Annotated in this window: 18 protein-coding genes; 8 read left to right on the plus strand and 10 right to left on the minus strand. The window is 41.2% G+C overall.

The genetic code is table 11. The features are described from left to right. Nucleotide 1 precedes the first annotated feature (1 nt). Together L1283_RS00735 and L1283_RS00740 are read right to left on the minus strand one after the other, a co-directional pair. Complete coding sequence (locus tag L1283_RS00735; protein WP_145329585.1) at nucleotides 2-3,292, minus strand: efflux RND transporter permease subunit; 3,291 nt, start codon at nucleotides 3,290-3,292, stop codon at nucleotides 2-4. A 10-nt stretch (nucleotides 3,293-3,302) separates the two neighbouring features. Continuing rightward, nucleotides 3,303-4,691, minus strand: a complete 1,389-nt coding sequence (locus L1283_RS00740; protein WP_429625630.1) for a TolC family protein — start codon at nucleotides 4,689-4,691, stop codon at nucleotides 3,303-3,305. A gap of 170 nt (nucleotides 4,692-4,861) precedes the next feature. On the opposite strand from L1283_RS00740, the gene L1283_RS00745 reads away from it, so the two are divergent. Further along, nucleotides 4,862-5,872, plus strand: coding sequence for a sensor histidine kinase (locus tag L1283_RS00745; RefSeq protein ID WP_145329580.1), 1,011 nt, complete (start codon nucleotides 4,862-4,864; stop codon nucleotides 5,870-5,872). A gap of 3 nt (nucleotides 5,873-5,875) precedes the next feature. After that, a complete protein-coding gene (locus tag L1283_RS00750; protein WP_286735376.1) occupies nucleotides 5,876-6,571 on the plus strand; it encodes a LytR/AlgR family response regulator transcription factor in 696 nt (231 codons plus the stop codon). 98 nt (nucleotides 6,572-6,669) lie between these two features. On the opposite strand, the gene L1283_RS00755 is transcribed toward L1283_RS00750, so the two are convergent. Beyond that, on the minus strand, nucleotides 6,670-7,146 hold the full coding sequence (locus L1283_RS00755) for an OsmC family protein (RefSeq protein WP_145329574.1): 477 nt from the start codon (nucleotides 7,144-7,146) through the stop codon (nucleotides 6,670-6,672). Between the two features lie 379 nt (nucleotides 7,147-7,525). Here L1283_RS00755 and lpdA point away from each other — a divergent pair, with 379 nt between their 5' ends. Beyond that, complete coding sequence (gene lpdA, locus L1283_RS00760; RefSeq protein WP_286735378.1) at nucleotides 7,526-8,929, plus strand: dihydrolipoyl dehydrogenase; 1,404 nt, start codon at nucleotides 7,526-7,528, stop codon at nucleotides 8,927-8,929. A gap of 149 nt (nucleotides 8,930-9,078) precedes the next feature. Next, complete coding sequence (locus L1283_RS00765) at nucleotides 9,079-9,648, plus strand: Crp/Fnr family transcriptional regulator (protein ID WP_429625631.1); 570 nt, start codon at nucleotides 9,079-9,081, stop codon at nucleotides 9,646-9,648. Between the two features lie 37 nt (nucleotides 9,649-9,685). On the opposite strand, the gene L1283_RS00770 is transcribed toward L1283_RS00765, so the two are convergent. Beyond that, nucleotides 9,686-10,582, minus strand: a complete 897-nt coding sequence (locus tag L1283_RS00770; protein ID WP_075993836.1) for a LysR family transcriptional regulator — start codon at nucleotides 10,580-10,582, stop codon at nucleotides 9,686-9,688. Between the two features lie 97 nt (nucleotides 10,583-10,679). Here L1283_RS00770 and L1283_RS00775 point away from each other — a divergent pair, with 97 nt between their 5' ends. After that, on the plus strand, nucleotides 10,680-11,291 hold the full coding sequence (locus L1283_RS00775; protein WP_075993835.1) for an NAD(P)H-dependent oxidoreductase: 612 nt from the start codon (nucleotides 10,680-10,682) through the stop codon (nucleotides 11,289-11,291). Nucleotides 11,292-11,372: 81 nt separating this feature from the next. Continuing rightward, a complete protein-coding gene (locus L1283_RS00780; protein ID WP_075993834.1) occupies nucleotides 11,373-11,663 on the plus strand; it encodes a putative quinol monooxygenase in 291 nt (96 codons plus the stop codon). A gap of 144 nt (nucleotides 11,664-11,807) precedes the next feature. On the opposite strand, the gene L1283_RS00785 is transcribed toward L1283_RS00780, so the two are convergent. The 5 genes from L1283_RS00785 to L1283_RS00805 form a co-directional block, all read right to left on the minus strand. Further along, nucleotides 11,808-12,131 carry a hypothetical protein gene (locus tag L1283_RS00785; RefSeq protein WP_075993833.1) on the minus strand — a complete coding sequence of 108 codons (324 nt, stop codon included), beginning with the start codon at nucleotides 12,129-12,131 and terminating at the stop codon, nucleotides 11,808-11,810. Nucleotides 12,132-12,227: 96 nt separating this feature from the next. Continuing rightward, complete coding sequence (locus L1283_RS00790) at nucleotides 12,228-12,959, minus strand: type 1 glutamine amidotransferase (RefSeq protein WP_115050047.1); 732 nt, start codon at nucleotides 12,957-12,959, stop codon at nucleotides 12,228-12,230. Between the two features lie 11 nt (nucleotides 12,960-12,970). After that, complete coding sequence (locus L1283_RS00795; RefSeq protein WP_424545731.1) at nucleotides 12,971-13,702, minus strand: YggS family pyridoxal phosphate-dependent enzyme; 732 nt, start codon at nucleotides 13,700-13,702, stop codon at nucleotides 12,971-12,973. Then, nucleotides 13,695-14,237 carry a GNAT family N-acetyltransferase gene (locus tag L1283_RS00800; RefSeq protein WP_429625632.1) on the minus strand — a complete coding sequence of 181 codons (543 nt, stop codon included), beginning with the start codon at nucleotides 14,235-14,237 and terminating at the stop codon, nucleotides 13,695-13,697. Before L1283_RS00800 ends, L1283_RS00795 begins: the two co-directional genes overlap by 8 nt. Nucleotides 14,238-14,318: 81 nt before the next feature. Next, nucleotides 14,319-14,438 carry an FMN-binding negative transcriptional regulator gene (locus tag L1283_RS00805; protein ID WP_157626187.1) on the minus strand — a complete coding sequence of 40 codons (120 nt, stop codon included), beginning with the start codon at nucleotides 14,436-14,438 and terminating at the stop codon, nucleotides 14,319-14,321. A 152-nt stretch (nucleotides 14,439-14,590) separates the two neighbouring features. Between L1283_RS00805 and L1283_RS00810 the strand changes: the two genes are divergently transcribed. After that, the gene (locus tag L1283_RS00810; RefSeq protein ID WP_248932401.1) at nucleotides 14,591-15,085 is read left to right on the plus strand and encodes a GNAT family N-acetyltransferase; all 495 of its coding nucleotides are present in this window, start codon (nucleotides 14,591-14,593) and stop codon (nucleotides 15,083-15,085) included. A 102-nt stretch (nucleotides 15,086-15,187) separates the two neighbouring features. Here the strand turns inward: L1283_RS00810 and L1283_RS00815 are convergent, their stop codons facing one another. Further along, on the minus strand, nucleotides 15,188-17,002 hold the full coding sequence (locus tag L1283_RS00815; protein WP_429625633.1) for a mechanosensitive ion channel family protein: 1,815 nt from the start codon (nucleotides 17,000-17,002) through the stop codon (nucleotides 15,188-15,190). Between the two features lie 272 nt (nucleotides 17,003-17,274). Here L1283_RS00815 and L1283_RS00820 point away from each other — a divergent pair, with 272 nt between their 5' ends. Next, complete coding sequence (locus L1283_RS00820; protein ID WP_429625690.1) at nucleotides 17,275-19,743, plus strand: glutaminase domain-containing protein; 2,469 nt, start codon at nucleotides 17,275-17,277, stop codon at nucleotides 19,741-19,743. Nucleotides 19,744-19,819: the final 76 nt, after the last annotated feature.

Here is a 19,819-nt window from a genome sequence, read left to right on the forward strand (position 1 = left end):
TTTACGATAAAGGTTTTAATGCCGCAATATAGTGTTTACTTTCTTTGTCTTCAGGATCTAATGAGATCGATTGTGTACTGCTTTTTTCTTGTGCCCAAGCAAATATAAGCGGTAAGATGACGAGTACGGCAAAAGTCGAAAATAGTAATCCTCCAATTACGGCTCTACCGAGTGGTGAAACCTGTTCGCCACCTTCACCATGACCAATGGCCATAGGTAGCATACCCACAATCATGGCCAAACTGGTCATGATAATTGGGCGAAGCCGTAAGGATGCTGCCTCACGGGCTGCAGCCAGCGCATCGCCATTATGCCGACGGATATGTTCGGCATTGGTGATGAGCAAAACAGCGTTCGCAATGGATACACCCACCGACATGATAATCCCCATGTAAGATTGTAAGTTGAGGGTAGATCCGGTTAACAACAGCAGAAGCAATGAGCCCAGCACAACCGCAGGAACTGTGGTGAGCACAACCATAGAAACTTTGAACGACTGAAAGTTAGCCGATAGCATCAAAAATATGACGATGATGGCCACAGCTAAACCCGATTCGAGGCTGCTCATGGTTTCTGACAATACTTTTCCAAGTCCTATTTGCTCGATCGACAAGCCGCGAGGAAGTTCACCAAGGGCTTTGATACTGCGCTGTACATCCTTGGAGGCTGTTTTTAAATCATTATGATCAATATTTGCTGTAACTGATACATAAGGCATTGCACCTAAATTGTCGTTTTCGCCATAGGTGAAGGACGGTGTGATCGTTGCAACGTCGCTCAGTATTGGTCGCGCTGAATTTTTCAATAAAGGGATTTCACCGATTTCTTTCTCATCTTTCATTTTATCGATGGGAACCTGAACTTGGACGTTGTAAGAAAGTCCTGCTTTTTCATCGATCCAGGTGTTTTTTTCGGTATAACGCGAAGAAGAGGTGGAAGCGATCAGCGATCGTGTGACTTCGCTGAGATCTACACCCAATTGTGCGGCCCTGATGCGGTCTATCTTAATATCGTAAGAAGGGTATTTAATGGATTGTGCTAATTGTACATCTCTAAAATAAGGGATGGCTTTTAGTTCCTCGATCAATTTACCAGCGTACTTCTCGTTGTTCTTTTTGTTTTTTCCTGCTATCCGAACTTCAATAGGAGTGGGCGATCCCTGACTTAATACTTTATCCGTAAGCTCGATCGGTTCAAAGGATACCTGTACATCGGGAACTGCCGCTTTCAGGCGTTTTCGGTATTCATCACGGAAACTGTCCATATCGTGATGGTAGTCTTTCAGTGCAATTTGGAAAACAGCTTCATGTGGACCAGCCATGAAAAGATAGATCGGTGATACTGAAAACTGTCCGGGATGTTGACCGATATAGACAGAAGATATGCTAATATGTTCTTTCCCAACCAGTTTTTCCAGTTCGGCCAGCGCTAGTTTTGCTTTTTCTTCGGTGCGTTCGATACGTGTACCTTCAGCCGCACGGAGGCGCATTTGGAACTGACTGGAGTTAACTTTCGGAAATACATCCTGTCCGATTGTGGAAAGTAAAATGACAACAAGACTTATTGCTCCCAGCAGATAAACTACGGTAATGGTTTTCTTCCTTTTAAACAAACGGTCGATCATTTTCATGAATCTGTTTCTGAACCGTTCAAAAATACTGATCTTTCCATCGTTGTTAAAGTCTTCCCGTTCCACCAATAGTTTCTTCTGATTTAGGGTATCTTGCTCGGATTCTATGGTCAGTCCAGTTGCTGCAAATTGAGCTTCATCTGTATTTAAACCCACTGGTTCGGTCGCTTGTGGCGCTTTATGCGCATGATCTTTCATGAGCCAGTTTGCCATGATAGGAACAAATGTCTGCGAAAGGAGGAAGGATATGATCATTGAAAATCCAATGGACAGGGCCAAGGGAAGAAATAACGAGCCCGGAATACCTGTCATGGTAAATGCCGGCGCAAATACGGCTAGTATACAGAGCAGGATCAATAATTTGGGTAAGGCGATCTCTTTACAGGCATCCCAGATAGCCAAGGCTTTGGGTTTACCCATATCCAGATGCTGGTGTATATTTTCTATCGTTACCGTACTTTCGTCGACCAGGATACCAATAGCCAAGGCTAGTCCACTAAGGGACATGAGGTTGATGGTCTGCCCGAAGAGTTTCAGAAAGAGTACGCCGGAGATCACGGATATCGGAATGGTTAGGATAACGATCAGCGCAGCTCTTCGATCACCTAAAAATAGGAGGACCATTAGTCCGGTGAGGATAGCACCGATTGCACCTTCAGTAATCAAACTTTTTACGGAATTGATGACATAGACGGATTGATCAAATTCATAAGATAACTTGACGTCGTCGGGTAAATTCTCCTGAATTTTTGGTAAGGCTGCTTTTAAATTCTGGACAACCTCCCAGGTTGAGGCATCGCCGGCTTTGGCGATACTGACGTACACGGAACGTTTGCCGTTGACCAAAGCATAGCCTGCGGTAACGTCGGCACCATCTTTTACGGTAGCAATATCGCCTAAGTAAAGATTCTGTACCCCACCTTTAAATAATGGGATTTTTTCAAAATCTTTTACATCCTTGATGGTGTTGTTCGTTGGTGTAATGTAGTTTTTGTCCTGAATACGTACGTTTCCTGCTGGAGCGGTTTGATTGTTTAGTCTTAGCGCTTCTACGACCTGATCGGGTGTCATATTGTGACTCCGCATTAAATCGGGATCAACGTTGACCTCAATTGTACGTGGACTTCCCCCAAAAGGAGGTGGCGACAATAGGCCGGGGATTGACGTAAACGATGCCCGGACATAGACGTTGGCTAGATCTTGTAGTTCGTTGTTAGAACGCTTGTTACTGCTCAATACCAGTTGGCCTACAGGGAGGGATGAGGCGTCAAAGCGAATGATGAACGGCGGTTGTGAGCCTGGAGGAAAGGAGGCCTGGATCCGATTGGCCAGGGCACTTAGCTCGGCTGCAGCCTGGGCCATGTTGGTGTCTTCGTAATACGATACTTTCATTAAGGTCAGCCCTTGAATATTCTTGGTCTCAATAGACTTGACCCCATTGGCAAAAAGAAGGATATTGACGTAGTTTTTGGCAAAATAAGATTCCATTTGATCCGGCGAATAGCCACCAAATGGATGGGCAATATAAATAACCGGAAGGTTCATTTTTGGCAGGATATCCACCTTGATCGATCGAACGGCACCTATGCCAAAGACAATAAGTCCCAATACGAGTACGAGGATAGATATTGGCTTGCGTAAGGCAAAACGTATTAAATTCATGTAATGTTATTTATAGTTCTTTGTTGAAAATATCAAAATCTCCCGCAGCGGCGGCTTTTAATAAAAGCGACTGCCAAAGATTGATGTGGACGATCTCACGATCGGTTTCGGCTCTATTTAGTGTATAAAGGGTTTGCGTCACATCGACAAGCGTCGCTAGACCGTTTTTATACATCGTCATTTTTTGATTGTAAGCTTGCTGAGCTGCCGACACTTGTCGGGGAGCTTCTAGATCACTTTTTAGGGCCAATTGGATTTTCACATCAGCGGCATCCAGCTGTGCTGTCAATTGGGCTTCGGCAGTTTGGTATTCTTCTCTTAGGGCATCATTCGTAAAGCGCTGTGCACTGATTTTTTTATTGATACGCGCAATCGAAGTCAGATTCCAGTTTATGCCCAATCCCAAGAGATAATTTTGCCTACTGGGACGAACTCCTTGCCAATAATTTGTGCTATATGCTTGTAAATCCGTAATGTAGTCGCTCTTAAAACCAGATCCTCTGGTCTGAAAGACCCCAAAGGCGCTTACAGTGGGAAGATACTCTTTGGTTGATAGTTTCAACTGTTGTTCGCCAAATTCAATTTTACTTTTATAAAATTGCAGAATAGGATTACTTTCAATCAGATTGGGTGAAAGTGGAGTTAGCTCGACGGGTGTTTTCTGAACCAGAACAGTATCTATTTCGAGATTTTTCGCTGGAATCCCCATCAATACCGTCAGCTTATTGTTTTGCTCCTTAACATTTTCACGGGCCTGGTTGAGGCTGATTTTAGCGCGTGAAACTTCCGCTGAAGCTAGCGTTGAATCCACTCCGGGTAATATTCCATTTTTTACTTTGGTGGCAGCAATATTTAAAAATACCAGTGCACGATCGAGATTCATCTGTTGATTTTTTTCCAATCGTTGACTGGCCAATAAATTGAGGTAAGCTGCAGCAACCTTGACTTTATGCTGGAACTGTTCCTGACCGAGATCGGCCTGTAGTCGTTTGGTATCGGATTTGGCCAATTCGATACGTTCTTTTTTTCGTCCAAAGGTGTAAATGTCCCAATTGACATTGGCTAAGTAAAGCGCACCAAATGCGGCATTCCAATTTTGTTCTGGAAGGGCGGCTCCCGAAGAAGCTATACCCAGCCCACCAAATCCATACAGCGGACCATTTTGTCCGTTGACTGTTCCAAAGTCCTGTTGGGCTACGATGTTCAGATTGGGCCAAAAGTCGCGTTTGACTTGTTCATTGGTCTGCAGGGAGGACTGGAGATAATATTCCTTTGCCTTGATATTTCCATAATTTGCAATACCTTGTTCTACAGCATCGCGGAGCGTAAGCTTCTGAGCGAAGGAAGAGGAGGTCGCAAGTGATACAGCCAATGACAGCACTAAATTCAATTTCAGCATAGGTTATCTATCATTTTATGGACACGAAGATAGCGATGAGATGAACTGTGATGTCCCTTTAAAATGATCTATAGCGTTTAAAAGTGACCAATTTAATTCGTCATTTATTTTTCTGCTGTTATAAACTTAAAACTTTTACTTTGTAACAGATTTTTAACAAAAAAAGGATTATGAGAAAGGTTTTGGAGAACAAGATCATACAGGAGATCGTGCTATTGGTCTTTTCGTTTATCCTCTTTACTTTGAACGATTGGATTTTGATCTTGAGCTGGAAGGGATTTTTGATGGGCGTGTTCTATTTCTTGATCCTTTATGCGCATGCGCAGTTGAATCGCTTTTTTTTATTGCCCTTGCTGCTCAAAAAGAATAAACCCCTGTTGTATGTTCTGGCGTCGGTGGCAACCCTGTTGGTTTTTTCACTTATATTGAAAGAGCTAACAGATAATGTAATTTACAAGAATTGCTTTCTCTATAAGAATCTTGTTCAGAAAACGTTCCATTATCAATTTGGTGTATTATTGGGTTCGTTGATCTGTATATTGGGTAGTATCCAATTTATTGAATTTTATCGCTTTCAGCGTGTGAAGACCCGACGTGAACTGCTTTCCAATCAGACGCAATTGTCCCATTTAAAAAAACAGCTCAATCCACATTTTTTATTCAATACATTGAATACCATTTATGGTATTAATTTGAAGTACCCGGAACGTACCTCCGAATTGATCATCAAAGTTTCCCAGCTTCTCCGTTATCAGATGGAGAGCAGCGATCGGGAATTTGTTGCGATGGATGATGAGATCGATTTTATCTCAAGTTATATCGAGCTGGAGCGTGAAAGGTTAGGCTATCGCACAAAAATTGAATTTGATTATCAAAAAGAAGAAGATATCAATTATCAGATAGCGCCGATGCTATTGATTACTTTCGTAGAAAATGCTTTTAAACACGGAACCTGCAGTATTGAAGATTGTTTTGTACATATTTCGATCAAGATTGAAAAAGGGAACTTATATTTGCATGTACGGAATTCTGTTCCCGTTAAGAAAAGGAATGTTTTTTCGGCGAAAATAGGTTTGGAAAATACAATAGCGCGATTAAAACTTTTGTATCCTAATCGGTATACATTAACGACAAATTCCAAAAAAGAGGAGTATGAGGTGTCATTGGTTATAAATCTTTAAACAATGAATAAAAATAGCTGTATTGTGGTTGATGACGAACCTGCGGCGCATTATGTACTGGTAAATTATATTGAAAGAAGTACTGATCTGCAGTTGGTCGCTCAATGTTATAATGCTTTTGAGGCATTGGATTTTCTTCGGGAGAACAAAGTAGATTTAATCTTCCTGGATATTGAAATGCCCGAAATTAATGGGATGGAGTTTCTGAAGATGCTGGATAACCCACCCAAAACGATTTTGACAACAGCATATTCCGAATACGCATTGGAGAGTTATGATTACGGCGTTGTTGATTATCTGTTAAAACCTATTTCATTTCCCCGTTTTTTTAAGGCTGTTCAACGTTTTTTATCCTATAACACGACTGTGTCGCCCCAGGAAGAAGAACCCAAATCAATTAGTATACGCATGGATGGTCGTATTATTGACGTTAAATTATCGCAGATCGATTTTATCCAGAGCTTTGGCAATTACGTGAAAATTGTCACTCCTAGTCAGACATTTTTGACCGCAAGCACCACCCAGCAAATTCTCACACAGGTGCCGGCATCAAAGTTTATCCGTATCCACAAATCTTACATTGCTTCGATCAATAAGGTGATCAAATATGAGCATGGTATGGTACAGATCAATAATACGTCCCTACCGGTCGGGATTACTTTCCGTCGCGAGTTACAGGAGCGGCTAGCCAATAAATAGCGCTAAGCTATGAAGTAGTTCGATCATGTATCGCCGTTCTTGTCAATTCACAGCATATCATGTCATAACATATCATGTGAAGAAGAAAGTTCATTCATTTAGCTGGATGTGCTGATGCTGACGTTGGGTTTATGCAAGACCGGAAAGTTTACTGAATTGGCAATAAAACAATATTCACTTGCTTTTTGGTGTAATTCAATGGCTTGTGCAATCATCGTTGAATCTTTTACCCGGACCGAAGGATTTAGCGTAACTTCTTTAAAACGGCCTTTTCCACTTTCTTCTTCAAGCATGATCGCTGTTGCATGGTCTACATATTCTTCTACAATAATTTTATTGACCGAGCAGAAATGCAGGTACCATAACATATGGCAGGAGGACAGGGAGGCAAGCAATAGCTCTTCGGGATTGTGTTTGCTGGGGTCTCCCAGGAACGCTGGATCCGAAGAACCTTCAATCTCGGCTTTGCCGTCAATGCTAATGCGATGGCTTCTTTCGTAGTTTTTATAATGATCGGTTCCGCTGCCGCGATTTCCTGTCCACGTAATTGTGGCGATGTAATTATGCTGTTTCATTTGAAAATAATCGTTTGACGCTGTTGGTGCTAATCTGAAAGCAAGTTAAAAAAATATGCCTTTATCCTAAACATAAACACAATCTCTTCTGCGTAGAATTGACTTTCATATTATTTTTTTTGATCTAATTTTTTATTTATAATATACTGATTGGTATTTTATTTGTAGGTTTGTACTGATTTTAATTAAATCCAATATTTATGAATAATACGGTGTTTTCTACTGTTTTTAAATATACCTTTTGGTATTTTATTTTGTGTTATGATTGGCGTATGTATTGAAATTTTTATCGTAGCCTTTTGGATGGCAACTATGCGGGGCATACTTGTAAGACCTTTTTTGGTCGTGAATAATTCTGTTAACTAAAAATAGTTCGTATATGGAACAATATGATTTGGTTGTCATTGGGTCTGGCCCAGGCGGCTATGTTGCGGCGATTCGCAGTGCCCAATTGGGGTATAAAACCGCACTTGTAGAGAAATATGATACATTGGGTGGTACCTGCACCAATGTGGGCTGTATTCCCACAAAGGCAATTTTGGATAGTACACATCACTATCATGAAGCACAGCATCATTTTGCTGCACACGGGATTCAGGTAGGGGGACTATCGGTGGACTTTGGTCGGTTGTATGCGCGTAAAGATAAAGTGGTGTTGCAAAATACGCAGGGGCTGAATTTCCTGATGAAAAAGAATAAGGTTACGGTGATCCATGGAAAGGCCTCTTTTGTCAATAATTCAACGGTGGAGATTGCTACATCAGCGGGGGAGCGGCTGTCCCTTGGAGCAAAGAAATTTATCATCGCTACGGGTTCCAAGCCAGCGACAGTTCCGGGAGTAACCATAGATAAAAAACGTATCATAAGCTCAACAGAGGCGTTGTCTTTGCAAGAGAAGCCAGATAAAATCGTTATTATCGGTGGCGGTGTAATTGGGGTAGAGATGGCATCCATATTCAATAGATTGGGTTGTGAGGTCACTATTATCGAATATGCCGATCGTCTCCTTGCCAATATGGATCATGAATTGGGGGATGCCTTGAAAAAGATACTGCTGCATGATGGCATTAAAATTTTGCTTGAACAGGCTGTTTACAAAACCGAAAATATAGGCGCTGCGGCAAACGTTTTCTTTAAAGATCGAGCTGGTAACGAGCAGCAGTTACAGGCGGATTATATTTTGGTCGCTGTCGGGCGGAAAGCATTTACAGCGGGGCTTGGTTTGGAGAATACAGCTGCTCAACTAGACACCAGAGGTATGATCGTTACTAACGAGCAGTTACAGACGGCCGTTCCCCACATTTATGCTATTGGCGATGTGATCGGTGGGGCAATGCTGGCTCATAAAGCTGAAGAGGAAGCAATCTTTGTTGTCGAACATATGGACGGCCAAAAACCAAAGATACATTACGATCGGATCCCAAGTGTGGTTTATACCTGGCCCGAAGTGGCTTCCGTTGGCGCAACAGAAGAGGAGCTCAAAGCAAAGGGTATAGCGTATACGATTGGGAAATTCCCGTTTTCCGCCAATGCCCGTGCCCGCGCAGGGATGGATACACAAGGATTTGTAAAAGTGTTGGCCGATCCGAAATATGGCGAACTATTGGGAGTTCATATCATTGGAGCACGTGCGGCCGATCTGATCGCTCAAGGTGTTTTGGGCTTGGAATATGAAATCACCGCCGATAGTATGTCAAGGGTGTCTTATGCACATCCTACTTATTCAGAAGTCTTGAAGGAAGCGCATACCATTGCTTCGGGACGGCCATCCGTAAATATATAGGTATCGTATGCGTCTTTTCGGCGAAGAACAAAACGTATTTCTTTTAGAAGAGCTAAGCGTATTCCCTTCGTAGAAAAGGCGCTGCTTGTCTATTTTTTTGGATACAAACATCAATTTATCTATGTTTGTTGTGTATCAGGCTTTAATTTATGGACAAACAGCTATTGTTGGACAGTATTCAGAAAGAGATCGACCTCACGGAAGATGAAATCTTACGCCTATTGGCTGTTGTGAAATCCAAAAAAGTGAAGAAGAAACAATATTTGCTGTTGGAGGGCGATCTGAGCAGGTATGCTATTTTTGTCGCTTCGGGTTGTCTAAGAAGTTATTGTGTGGATGAAAATGGCTTTCAGTATATTCAACAGTTTGCTCCCGAAGGCTGGTGGATCGGCGATATGTATAGTTTGGTGACCGGAAAACCGGGCAACCTATACATTGATGCGGTATTTGAATCTGAGGTATGGATGATTTCCAAGGTAGATCTGCATCGGCTCTATCAGGAGATTCCGAAACTGAATGTCTATTTTCGGATACTTGCCGAAAATGCATTGGTTTATTGTCAAAGTCGATCGATGGAGAATCTCCGTCTAGCTGCCAAAGAACGTTACGAAAAGTTCTGTACACGTTATCCTACATTGATCGACTGTCTTCCGCAGAAACAAGTTGCGGCATATATTGGCGTTACGCCCGAATTTTTAAGCAAAATGCTGCATCAGTAGCGGAAATCGGGCTATCGGCAAGAAATTGCCCGGTGATCTACCATTTCTCTTTTAACAGCGTTTCCAATTGACCGATTTCTTCCTGATACATGGTTTTCTTTCTCGTTCCAAAGTAAAGTATATTCTCCACGGGAGAAGTCCCTTCCCAGATTAGTTTTATTTTTCCGGATGCAAGTGCTTCGGCACAAAGAAAGTCGGGAACAATGGAAAAACCAGTATTGTTGCTCAAGCAGCGTATGATTGAGCTGATATTTGGGACGATATAATTGGGACTGAAGTCTGGATGTTCGCCAAAGTGTGTCGACCAATAGTTTTTTAAATGATCCATATCGGCAGCCGTGCTATACCACAATTGTTTTTTCAGGAGTTGAGCTGCTTCCTTGATTTTATTGTCGCTCAGTAGTGACTCGAGTGTGGATGTGTCGGTCTGACAACCTGCAATCAAGACAATGCGTTCTTTTGAGAAAGCCTCGTATTGTAGATTCTGCTGGTTTCCTTTTTGAGGCGTAATAATAAGATCCAATAAACCATTATCAAGATCCTGCTGCATCTGAGGATATTCTCCAAATTTGATAATTAAATTAAAGGGGAGCTGCGCAATATGTTCTTCCAGCGTGTATTGAAAGGTCTCAAAACACATTCCGATACTGATTGTGACACGTTCGTCCAATGCACGCTTGTGAAAATGCTGTTCACCGGTTTCAAGTTTTTTAAGTGGGTCAATAACATAGTTGTACAAGATTTTCCCCTTTTCGGTCGGCACCATTCTTCGCGCAGATCGATCAAAAAGCTTGTGGCCGGTAAAGGCTTCCAGGGAATTCAGATGTAGGCTGACACCAGGTTGAGAAATAAACAATTCCTGTGCCGCTGCAGATAATGTTCCGGTTTCATAGATTGCCTTAAATGTACGAAGCCATTCTAAGTTCCATTTCATAGTTATTATTTTTATGATACAAATATACAATTTAAATTATTTGTATGATTTAAAAATATGATAGAAATTTGTGTTATCAATAAGAAAAATTATAGAAATGAAAATATTTATTATCAACGGCGGACAGAAATTCGCACACTCGGGTGGTTCTTTCAATACCACAATAACAAATTGGACTGTTGAAACATTGGCTGAAAATGGACTTGAAACAAGGGTAACAAATATCAATGATAATTTTGATCCAATGGTTGAAGTTGAAAATTTTAAATGGGCAGACATTATCGTTTACCATTTTCCTGTATGGTGGTTTCAGGTTCCGAACCGTCTGAAGCTCTATATTGATGAGGTTTTTACGGCGGGTCACAACAACGGTATCTATAAAAATGATGGTCGTTCACGTAAGAATCCGGCTATTAATTATGGTACCGGAGGTTTGATGCATGGTAAAAAATACATGGTGACTTCGAGCTGGAATGCTCCAGAGACAGCCTTTACAATGGAAAATGAGTTTTTTGATCAGCATTCCGTTGATGCCGGTGTTTTATTCGGTTTTCACAAGATGAATCAATTTGCAGGATTGGAACATCTGGGAAGCTTCCATTTTCATGATATGGAGAAGGGTGCGTCTCAAGAACGTGTCGACAATTACGAAAAGGAATATAAACAATATTTGGAAGAGGTCTTCCATTTGGAAACTACGTTAAACTAAAAATTTATTGATCGATAAATCGCTTTATCCATGGCGTTATTGCGATGAAAAGAGTAAATTACCACAATAAAAATCAATAACATGAAGGTATATTTAACCGCAATTTTAAAGGCAGTTCCCGCACATCGGGAAGAAGTATTGGCATTATTGTTAGAAATGGTCGAAGCAAGTAGAAAGGAAGCAGCCTGTATACAGTACGATCTGCATCAGGTAAATAGTGATGAAAACCAGTTTATCTTTTATGAAATCTGGGAAGATCAGGCGGGCTTGGATGCGCATAATCAACAACCTTATATTGTCGCATTCGGAAAAGTTGCCGGTGAAAAATTGCAGGAAGCGCCTCAAATTATATTAATGAATAAAATCGCTTAATTTACAATGTGGCCTTTAAGGACCGTATTGAAAAGATAGCAAAGAATATCATGTAGTGGATGACGTGTACAGGCGGAAGATATTAACTATAATTGAAGTATTGGTGGGTACCAAAATCATTTGTGTTGCCTTGAATAAGCTTGTTTATTCTGATTTAGTGACGCGAATGATTTTGTTGGTACCTTGCTGAACAGCGACATCGACTTTATTTCGTTGCGTGTAGCTCTGTTGTAGGAGGTTCAATTTTTTGGCCAGTTGACCATCCTGATTGTCTAGCCAGAAGGTCGCAGCCATAATACCAATTTGAACTCTATAACTGGAATCAGTTTCCGGAACAAGCTGCTCGATAACCTGATGTTGATACCAAGTCAGATTTTTGTTTTCTTTTTGGGAAACACAGGCGTGTAGGAAAATTGCCAGAAGGGCTAGATAGCCCATTTTTAAAAGTTGACTGCGTCTTAGGTTCATCAATAGTTTTTTTGTGTTACACCAAATCTACTATTTTTTATCCAACGAATGAATTACTGCTGTAAATTTTTACGCTCCTGTTTAGACAGAAACCCTTCATTTACTTATTAGACTTCTCGTGTATGCACATTCAAGTAAATCTAAAAATGTATGAAGTTTGCTGTTCATTTCGCGGTAATCAAAAGTCTGAATTTCTTCAGGAGATTGCACAAATTGGAGCGATTGGCTTTGAAGAAAGAGATCTTCTTCTGCATCTATTAAGAGCCGGACGACTTCAGGAGTGAGTTCCATATGGCATTGGAATCCGTAGACGAGATTTGTATAGCGAACAATTTGTCGAGGGCAGCCGACGCTGCTTGCTAAGATTTTACTTTCAGGGGTAAGTCCAGGCATATCGTTGTGCCAATGTCCGACCGGTAATGGGCTGCCAAAATGTGCTATTTTGCTGTCATTTATTCCTTCCTCTGTGAGCGTGATGGGGAAAACTCCAATTTCTTTTTGCGGACTATGTCTGTACGTTGCCGACAGCGCTTCGCCAATCAATTGTGCGCCCAGACATATACCAACAACCGCCTTGCCGGCATCAATACATTGGCGGATAAAAGCGATTTCGACCTTAGCGTCAAAATAAGGGTATTCGGACGGGGATGAATCTGGGCTTTGAGGCCCGCCCATAATGATCAATACATCGATGGAATCTATTTCTTTTGGAAGGGGATCCTGTTGATAAACATGGGAGAAAGTAACTGAATGTTGCTGTTTTTCTGCCCAGGTTAAATAGGCCCCGGGTGCTTCAAAAACTTCGTGTTGTATAAAATGTATCCGCATCGTTTTTTTTGTTAGTTGTGTTCGTTCCAGTAATAACTATCTGGTGTAGGACGTTGTCCAAAAATTGCCGTGCCTACCCTGACAATCGTAGCGCCTTCCGCTATTGCTATCGCTAGATCTCCGCTCATGCCCATCGACAATTCTTGCATCGATACACCGGGAATAGCTAGGGCTATAATCTGTTGTTGAATTTGTTTGAGCAATTTAAAACAGGCACGTACCTGTTCGGCCTCGGCACTCAATATACCGATAGTCATCAGTCCTTTAATCTTTAGTGTGCTTAATGTTGCTATTTGCTGAACCAGGCCGATCACTTCCCCTGGCGCAGCGCCGTACTTGCTCTCTTCGAAGGAAGTATTTACCTGGATGAGTACTTCCATGGTTTTGTCTTCTTTTAAAAGTCGCTGATGCAATTTTTCGGCGAGATCTATACGATCGATCGAATGGATGCAGGATACGTTGCATTTGAGCAGATCCTTGATCTTATTGGTTTGAAGATGGCCAATAAAATGATTGACATGGGGAACAGTGTTTAAATACTCAAATTTGTCTTTCAGTTCCTGCACTTTATTTTCAGCAATTAGGGTTTGACCAGCTTGCAGCGCGATTTCTATACGTTCGGCAGGTACGGTTTTAGTGGCTAGCAATAATTTTACCTCGCGGGGATCGCGACGGTTTGTTTTGCAGGCTTCGTCTATACGTTGTTGTATGACCTGTATATTTTCTGCTATAAACTCATGCATGGTGCGGTTGTACTGTTTTTTTCATCATGATATCTATTTGTTTATCGTCACCCAGTTGAAAAATATGCTGGTCGAATGCGACAAAACCATTTTTCTGATAGAAATTGATTGCCCGCAAGTTTTTTTCCCAAACACCAAGCCAGATAAATGAAGCTGCTTTTATTTGGGCTAAGGCTAGTGCTTTTTCAAACAATAACTGTCCCACTTTTCTACCCTGAAATTCCTGTAATACATAGATGCGCTCGATTTCTAATGCCTGCGGGCACTGTTGTTCGGTCTGGGCCTGGCCGGTATTTACTTTTAGGTAGCCAATAACATCATTTTTCAAGACAGCGAAGTAAAATTCAGATTCGTTATCGCAGAGCTCGGACAATAATTTTTCCTTTGAAAACCCTTCGGCCAGATAGGTCTTCATATTTTCTTCGGTATTCGTGTCTGAAAAGGTCTGAATAAATGTTGTTTTTCCTATTTGCTGCAGCAGGTCAATATCTGTTAGTTTTACCTGTGTGATTGCTATGTCAGTGTGTGTGTTCATTTTTTTTCGTTACTTATTGATCCATTTTTCATTGCTGCGGCAATATTTCATTCGAGCTCATTGTCGCTATTTTCCAGAAAATCACAGATACGCTATTGGAACCCCCGCTTTAATCGATACAATGGTCGCAAAACTATATTGTTGCATAAATTCAACCTTTTCTGCGTAATCTTCGAACTGGAAATGTTTGGGTACATACATGCAAATAGCTATTTCTTAATTTAATTCAAAATTACGGCCAATGGGTGCAAATGAGCTAGTCCAATTTGAATAATGTCGCTGGTCCAAAGTTCATTTATTGCGCTTGCTTAAGTATATTTACGCTGAAAGATAAGCAAAGAAAGGTGCCAGAAATGGAGAAATATGAACTAAGACGTTTAGAAATAGGAGAATGGCAGGAATATAAAAAAATTAGACTGGAGTCCTTATTTTCTACACCTGAGGTTTTTGGTAGCAACTATCAAAAAGAAGCAGGGTACAGTGATGCAGAATGGATGGCTTTGCTTGATAATCCCAAATGTGCGATGTTCGGTTTGTATAGCCAAGGAATATTGGTCGGGCTGACTGGTGTTGTATTGGATAGGGCAGATGAATCAAACGCGATTTTGATCGCTTCTTTCATTCAGGAAAGTCATAGAGGCCAGGGGTTATCCCGTTTGTTTTATGAAGCGCGTATCGCATGGGCACGTGAGCGCGGTTGTGGCCAGATTACGGTATCCCATCGGGTGGGGAACGATGCGTCGAAAGCAGCGAATCAGTCATTTCATTTTAAATACACGCAATCCAGGGATGTCGTTTGGCCTGACGGAATCGAAGCCGAAGAGCTAATTTATATTTTACATCTTTAGTTGACAAGCTCACAACAGTGGATGAATTCAACAGGATATGTATACCGGTCAAAACGCATCAGATGTTCTCTGCAGTAATCAGCTAAAAATTGTGCTTTCAGATCAGTTATTGTACGAGCTGTTGGGCATTTTTGGATTATATTGTTGTACATGGTCAACTTTAGCAAATATGTGTGGGCCATTCATTTCAATTCCTGCGGCTAGAAAGTCATCTAAGATCGATTGAAAAATTTCAGACTTTGCCAGTTCAATTTCACTAGATTTAGCGATGTATACATTCAGTTCATAGAGGACATAGAAGTCGTCTAATTTTTTTTGTAAGACGAATGGCGCGGGGTTAAGGTTGACCCTTTTTATTCGGGGTGGGATGTTCAGGAGCAATTCGTGTATACGTTGCCAAGGTTCTTCATAACCGACTGTCAATTCCACCTGAAAGCAGATTCCGTCTTCTGAGAAGGTTGAATAATTGACGGTATTTCCGGAAAGTACCGAAGAATTGGGGATGGTAATTTCTTCATTTTTTATCGTTCGAAGCCTTGTTACCAGTGGTGATTTTTCGATAACAACGCCTGTTTTATCGGCGATGGTGATGCGGTCTCCGATACGGAAAGGACGCATATAGGTGATCACAAGTCCCGCTATGATATTGGAAATTGCAGAAGATGATCCTAAAGAAAATAGGACACCTATAAATACAGATATTCCTTTAAAGATATCTGAATTTGCACCGGGTAAATACGGGAATATGAGCACCAGTGTGAAGGCTTGGAGCAGAAAGCGAACAATCGTAAAGGTAGGCATGGCAAAATCGCGATGGAAGCCATTAATCTCCAATTTGCCTTTGTCAATTTCGCTAAAAATATACTTTATGAATCGAACGGCATACCGCATGACAACGAGTATGACAAATACGGTAATCAGATTGGGGATATAATCCCAAATGGCCAAAACTGCGGTCTTCAGGGGTTTTGTGAAAAGTCCAATAAGATTGGATGCCCAACTCTGTGTAAATGGAAAAACACTGAAGACAATCGGCAGCATGATAAAGGCAATGAGGACGATCAGGCCCCAGCGTAAGATATTTATTGCATGAATAAACATCCGTGTTTTTTGTACCGAAGTGACAAGGACATAATTTTTGATCTTAATGTCTTTTATCCGCTGTGTTCTTTCCTTCAAAATTCGTTGCGTACCATATTTTTTCAACTTGTTTATCAATAGAACCAATATGGAAAAGACAAGGAGAATGAGCAATACAAGTCCAATACGGGTAAGAAGTTTTGTAATGCTGTTATCTGCACGTTCCGTTGTGATTGAATCCTGAATTCTTTTTAAGTAGTTTGCCGCAATCTCTTCTTTGCTTTTTCCTTCAAGTAGTGCGTCGAGTTCTGTGACGGAAGTTATGACGAGATCTTTATAAACGATGTCAGCACTGATTTCGTTGTTTTCGATTTTAAACGAATCTACTTTCACAAAATCGTCTTCATATAGATTATGGATTCTGCTGACCACATTGTAAGCTCGGTCTTTGGCCAATGATGATCCAAGTTTATTATAGATATAGAAGAGGGTATCCTGAAATGGCGCGACTGCATATCTTTTTGTGTTTTTTTTGATGGAGTCTACTTTAACTTTCAGCTGCTGCTTCCGAAGGTTGTTTTCTTCGTCAAACTGATTCAGCTGCTGTTTTAAATTTTCCTTTTTTGGGCTATTTTGACTTTTAAGATCGGCAATTTCATGCTGAAGCTTTACCCGTTCAAGAGAATCATTAATTTGCTGTTGTCTAATTCCGTTCAGTAAGGAACTCAGATCCAATTCTTTTTTATTGACCGAATCTGTTTCTTGTGCATAAAGCCGTGTGCTCGTTGAAAAAAGACAAGATATGGTCATTAAGAAATAAACGTAAATACTTCTCATTGTGTTGTTGGTAAAATTGAATGCCGATGTTTATTAGGTCATTTTGCACATAACGATCGGACGGGTTCTCAAAGATAATAATTATCTTGATTAGATGGCAGCATGTCAAATATGATATAAATTGAAGGTAAAATGATACGATGCGACAGCTGAATTTAAATTATTCCAACTTTCTTTGTTAAAACGATTGTGCATATGCTCAATGGGGAAAACTGTATAGCTAATTTTATCCAAAAAATATGATTAAACCTTTTCAAAAATCTATTTATGCAATGAACAAACTTGGGAAGATAGGTCTCTGTGTTATTGTGGCCTGTGTTTCCACTGTTTTAGATGGACAAGCTCAAGAACGCAAAGCTCCGGCTTATCCATTGATTACACACAACCCGAATTTTAGTATATGGTCTATGACTGATCAGCTTCATGCGTCGACAACGAAACACTGGACAGACACTGATCATTCGCTGTTGGGCTTAATTGATGTTGATGGCAATATTTATCGTTTTCTTGGCAAAGAAGAGCCTAGTTATGCGGTTATTCTACCGACTTCGGAAGATAAATCTTATACGGTACAATATACTGAATCAAAACCTCAAGGCAGCTGGGAGTCTTCCGCTTATAATACGAATACGTGGAAATCGGGACTTGCACCCATCGGTGATGATGCGCAGCAGGTAAAGACGCTTTGGAAATCGGACGATATCTGGGTGAGACGTGAGTTTTCCGTAGCGGATCCGAAGGGCATCAATGAGCTGTTTCTAAAACTCAATCATGATGATAATATAGACGTATTTTTGAATGGGAAGAAGGTTTACGAAAAGGTAGGTTGGACTAACAGCTTTCACTATTTACCGATTGACAAGGCGAATTTGAAGGCCGGGCAAAATCATATTGCCATCCATTTGAAGAATAGTGCTGGCGGTCGTTACCTGGATTTTGGCTTGGTCGACAGGCTTAAAGAGCGTGGACCGAAAATTCAGGAAGCCGTGCAAAAAGATGTGGAAATAACAGCGACGCGTACGGTCTATAATTTTCAGGCAGGTAAGGTGGATCTGAAACTAAGCTTTACGTCGCCTTTGCTTATGGATGATCTGAATTTATTGGCTCGACCGGTAAGCTATATCACGTATAACGTAAAAGCAAACGATGGCAAGCAACATGCTGTTAAAGTTTTTCTAAGTGCATCCACAAATATTGCGGTGTATAAGCCTTCACAGGAAGTAACCGCCGATAAATATGAAACGGCAAAATTGTCGGTACTAAAAGCGGGAACGGTCGAACAGCCTATTTTGCAAAAAGGTGCCGATGATATGCGGATAGACTGGGGGTATTTTTATGTTGCTTCACCAAAGCGGTATAAAACGCAACAGTTTATTAGTCCGAGGGGCGGAGCCGTCGACGCCTTTAGAAAGGGAACAACGACCGCTGCAAAAACTGTTAAGGGTACCTCACTTGCGCTGAACACGGTCATTCCATTTGGCAATGTGGGGGCGAAAGCGGAGGAGCGTTTTGTTGAGGTAGGCTACGATGAAATTTATGCGATTCAGTATTTCAAAAATAACCTGCGACCATGGTGGAACAATTCTGGCAAAGAAACAATGGAAAATCAGCTGACTTTGGCTGCAGATGAGTATCGTAATGTGCTCGATAAGTGCGTAGCATTCGACAAAGCTGTATATGCAGATGCATTAAAATCGGGTGGAAAAGAATATGCACATCTTAGTGTGCTAGCTTATCGCCAAAGTATAGCAGCACATACCTTGGTGAAAAGTCCACAAAATGAACTGCTATGGCTTTCCAAAGAAAATAATAGTGGTGGTTTTATCAATACGGTGGATGTCACTTATCCTTCAGCACCATTGTATTTGATCTATAATCCGGAGCTGTTGAAAGGGATGTTAACTGGAATATTTTATTTTAGCGAGAGCGGTAAATACCCCTATCCTTGGGCGGCTCACGATTTGGGTACGTATCCATTGGCCAATGGTCAAACCTATGGCGAGCCTATGCCTGTGGAGGAATCGGGCAATATGATTATTTTAACTGCAGCAATCGCGAAAGTGCAAGGGAATGGGGACTATGCGAGGAAGCATTGGAAAACATTGACAACTTGGGTAGATTATCTCGTTAAAGATGGCTTTGACCCTAAAACGCAGCTCTGTACAGACGATTTTGCTGGTCATCTTGCACGAAATGCCAATTTATCTGTTAAAGCTATTGTGGGTATTGCCTGTTATGCGCAGCTAGCGGAGGCCATTGGTGAAACTGCAATCGCAAAAAAATACCGTGCAATTGCGGAGGAAATGGTTCCGAAATGGATGGAAATGGCAGATGCGGGCGACCATTACGCGCTGACATTTGACGATAAAAATACCTGGAGTCAAAAATATAATTTGATCTGGGACAAAGTGTTGGGATTGAATCTGTTTCCGCAAAAAGTGTATGATACGGAAATTAAGTATTACCTGACCAAGCAAAATAGATTCGGCATACCATTGGATAGCCGTAAGGCTTACACCAAAAATGACTGGATTCTTTGGACAGCATCATTTGCTCCGTCAAAAGAAGCATTTGAAGCTTTGGTGAAACCTGTCTATAATCATGCGATTCAAACGGAATCCCGTGTCCCATTAAATGATTTTTATGATTCGACTACGGGGATCCGTGAAAACTTTAAGGCGCGTAGTGTTGTTGGAGGTTTTTACATGAAACTTTTAGCGGATATAATGAAACAAAAATAAATAATGTCAATGAGCAGGGGGAGAACCTGAAATGAAATTTAGTTTGTGTTTAGTTAATAAGACGGCGGGCAATTAT

It is taken from the genome of Sphingobacterium sp. HSC-15S19 (assembly GCF_050433745.1).
GTDB lineage: Bacteria > Bacteroidota > Bacteroidia > Sphingobacteriales > Sphingobacteriaceae > Sphingobacterium > Sphingobacterium siyangense.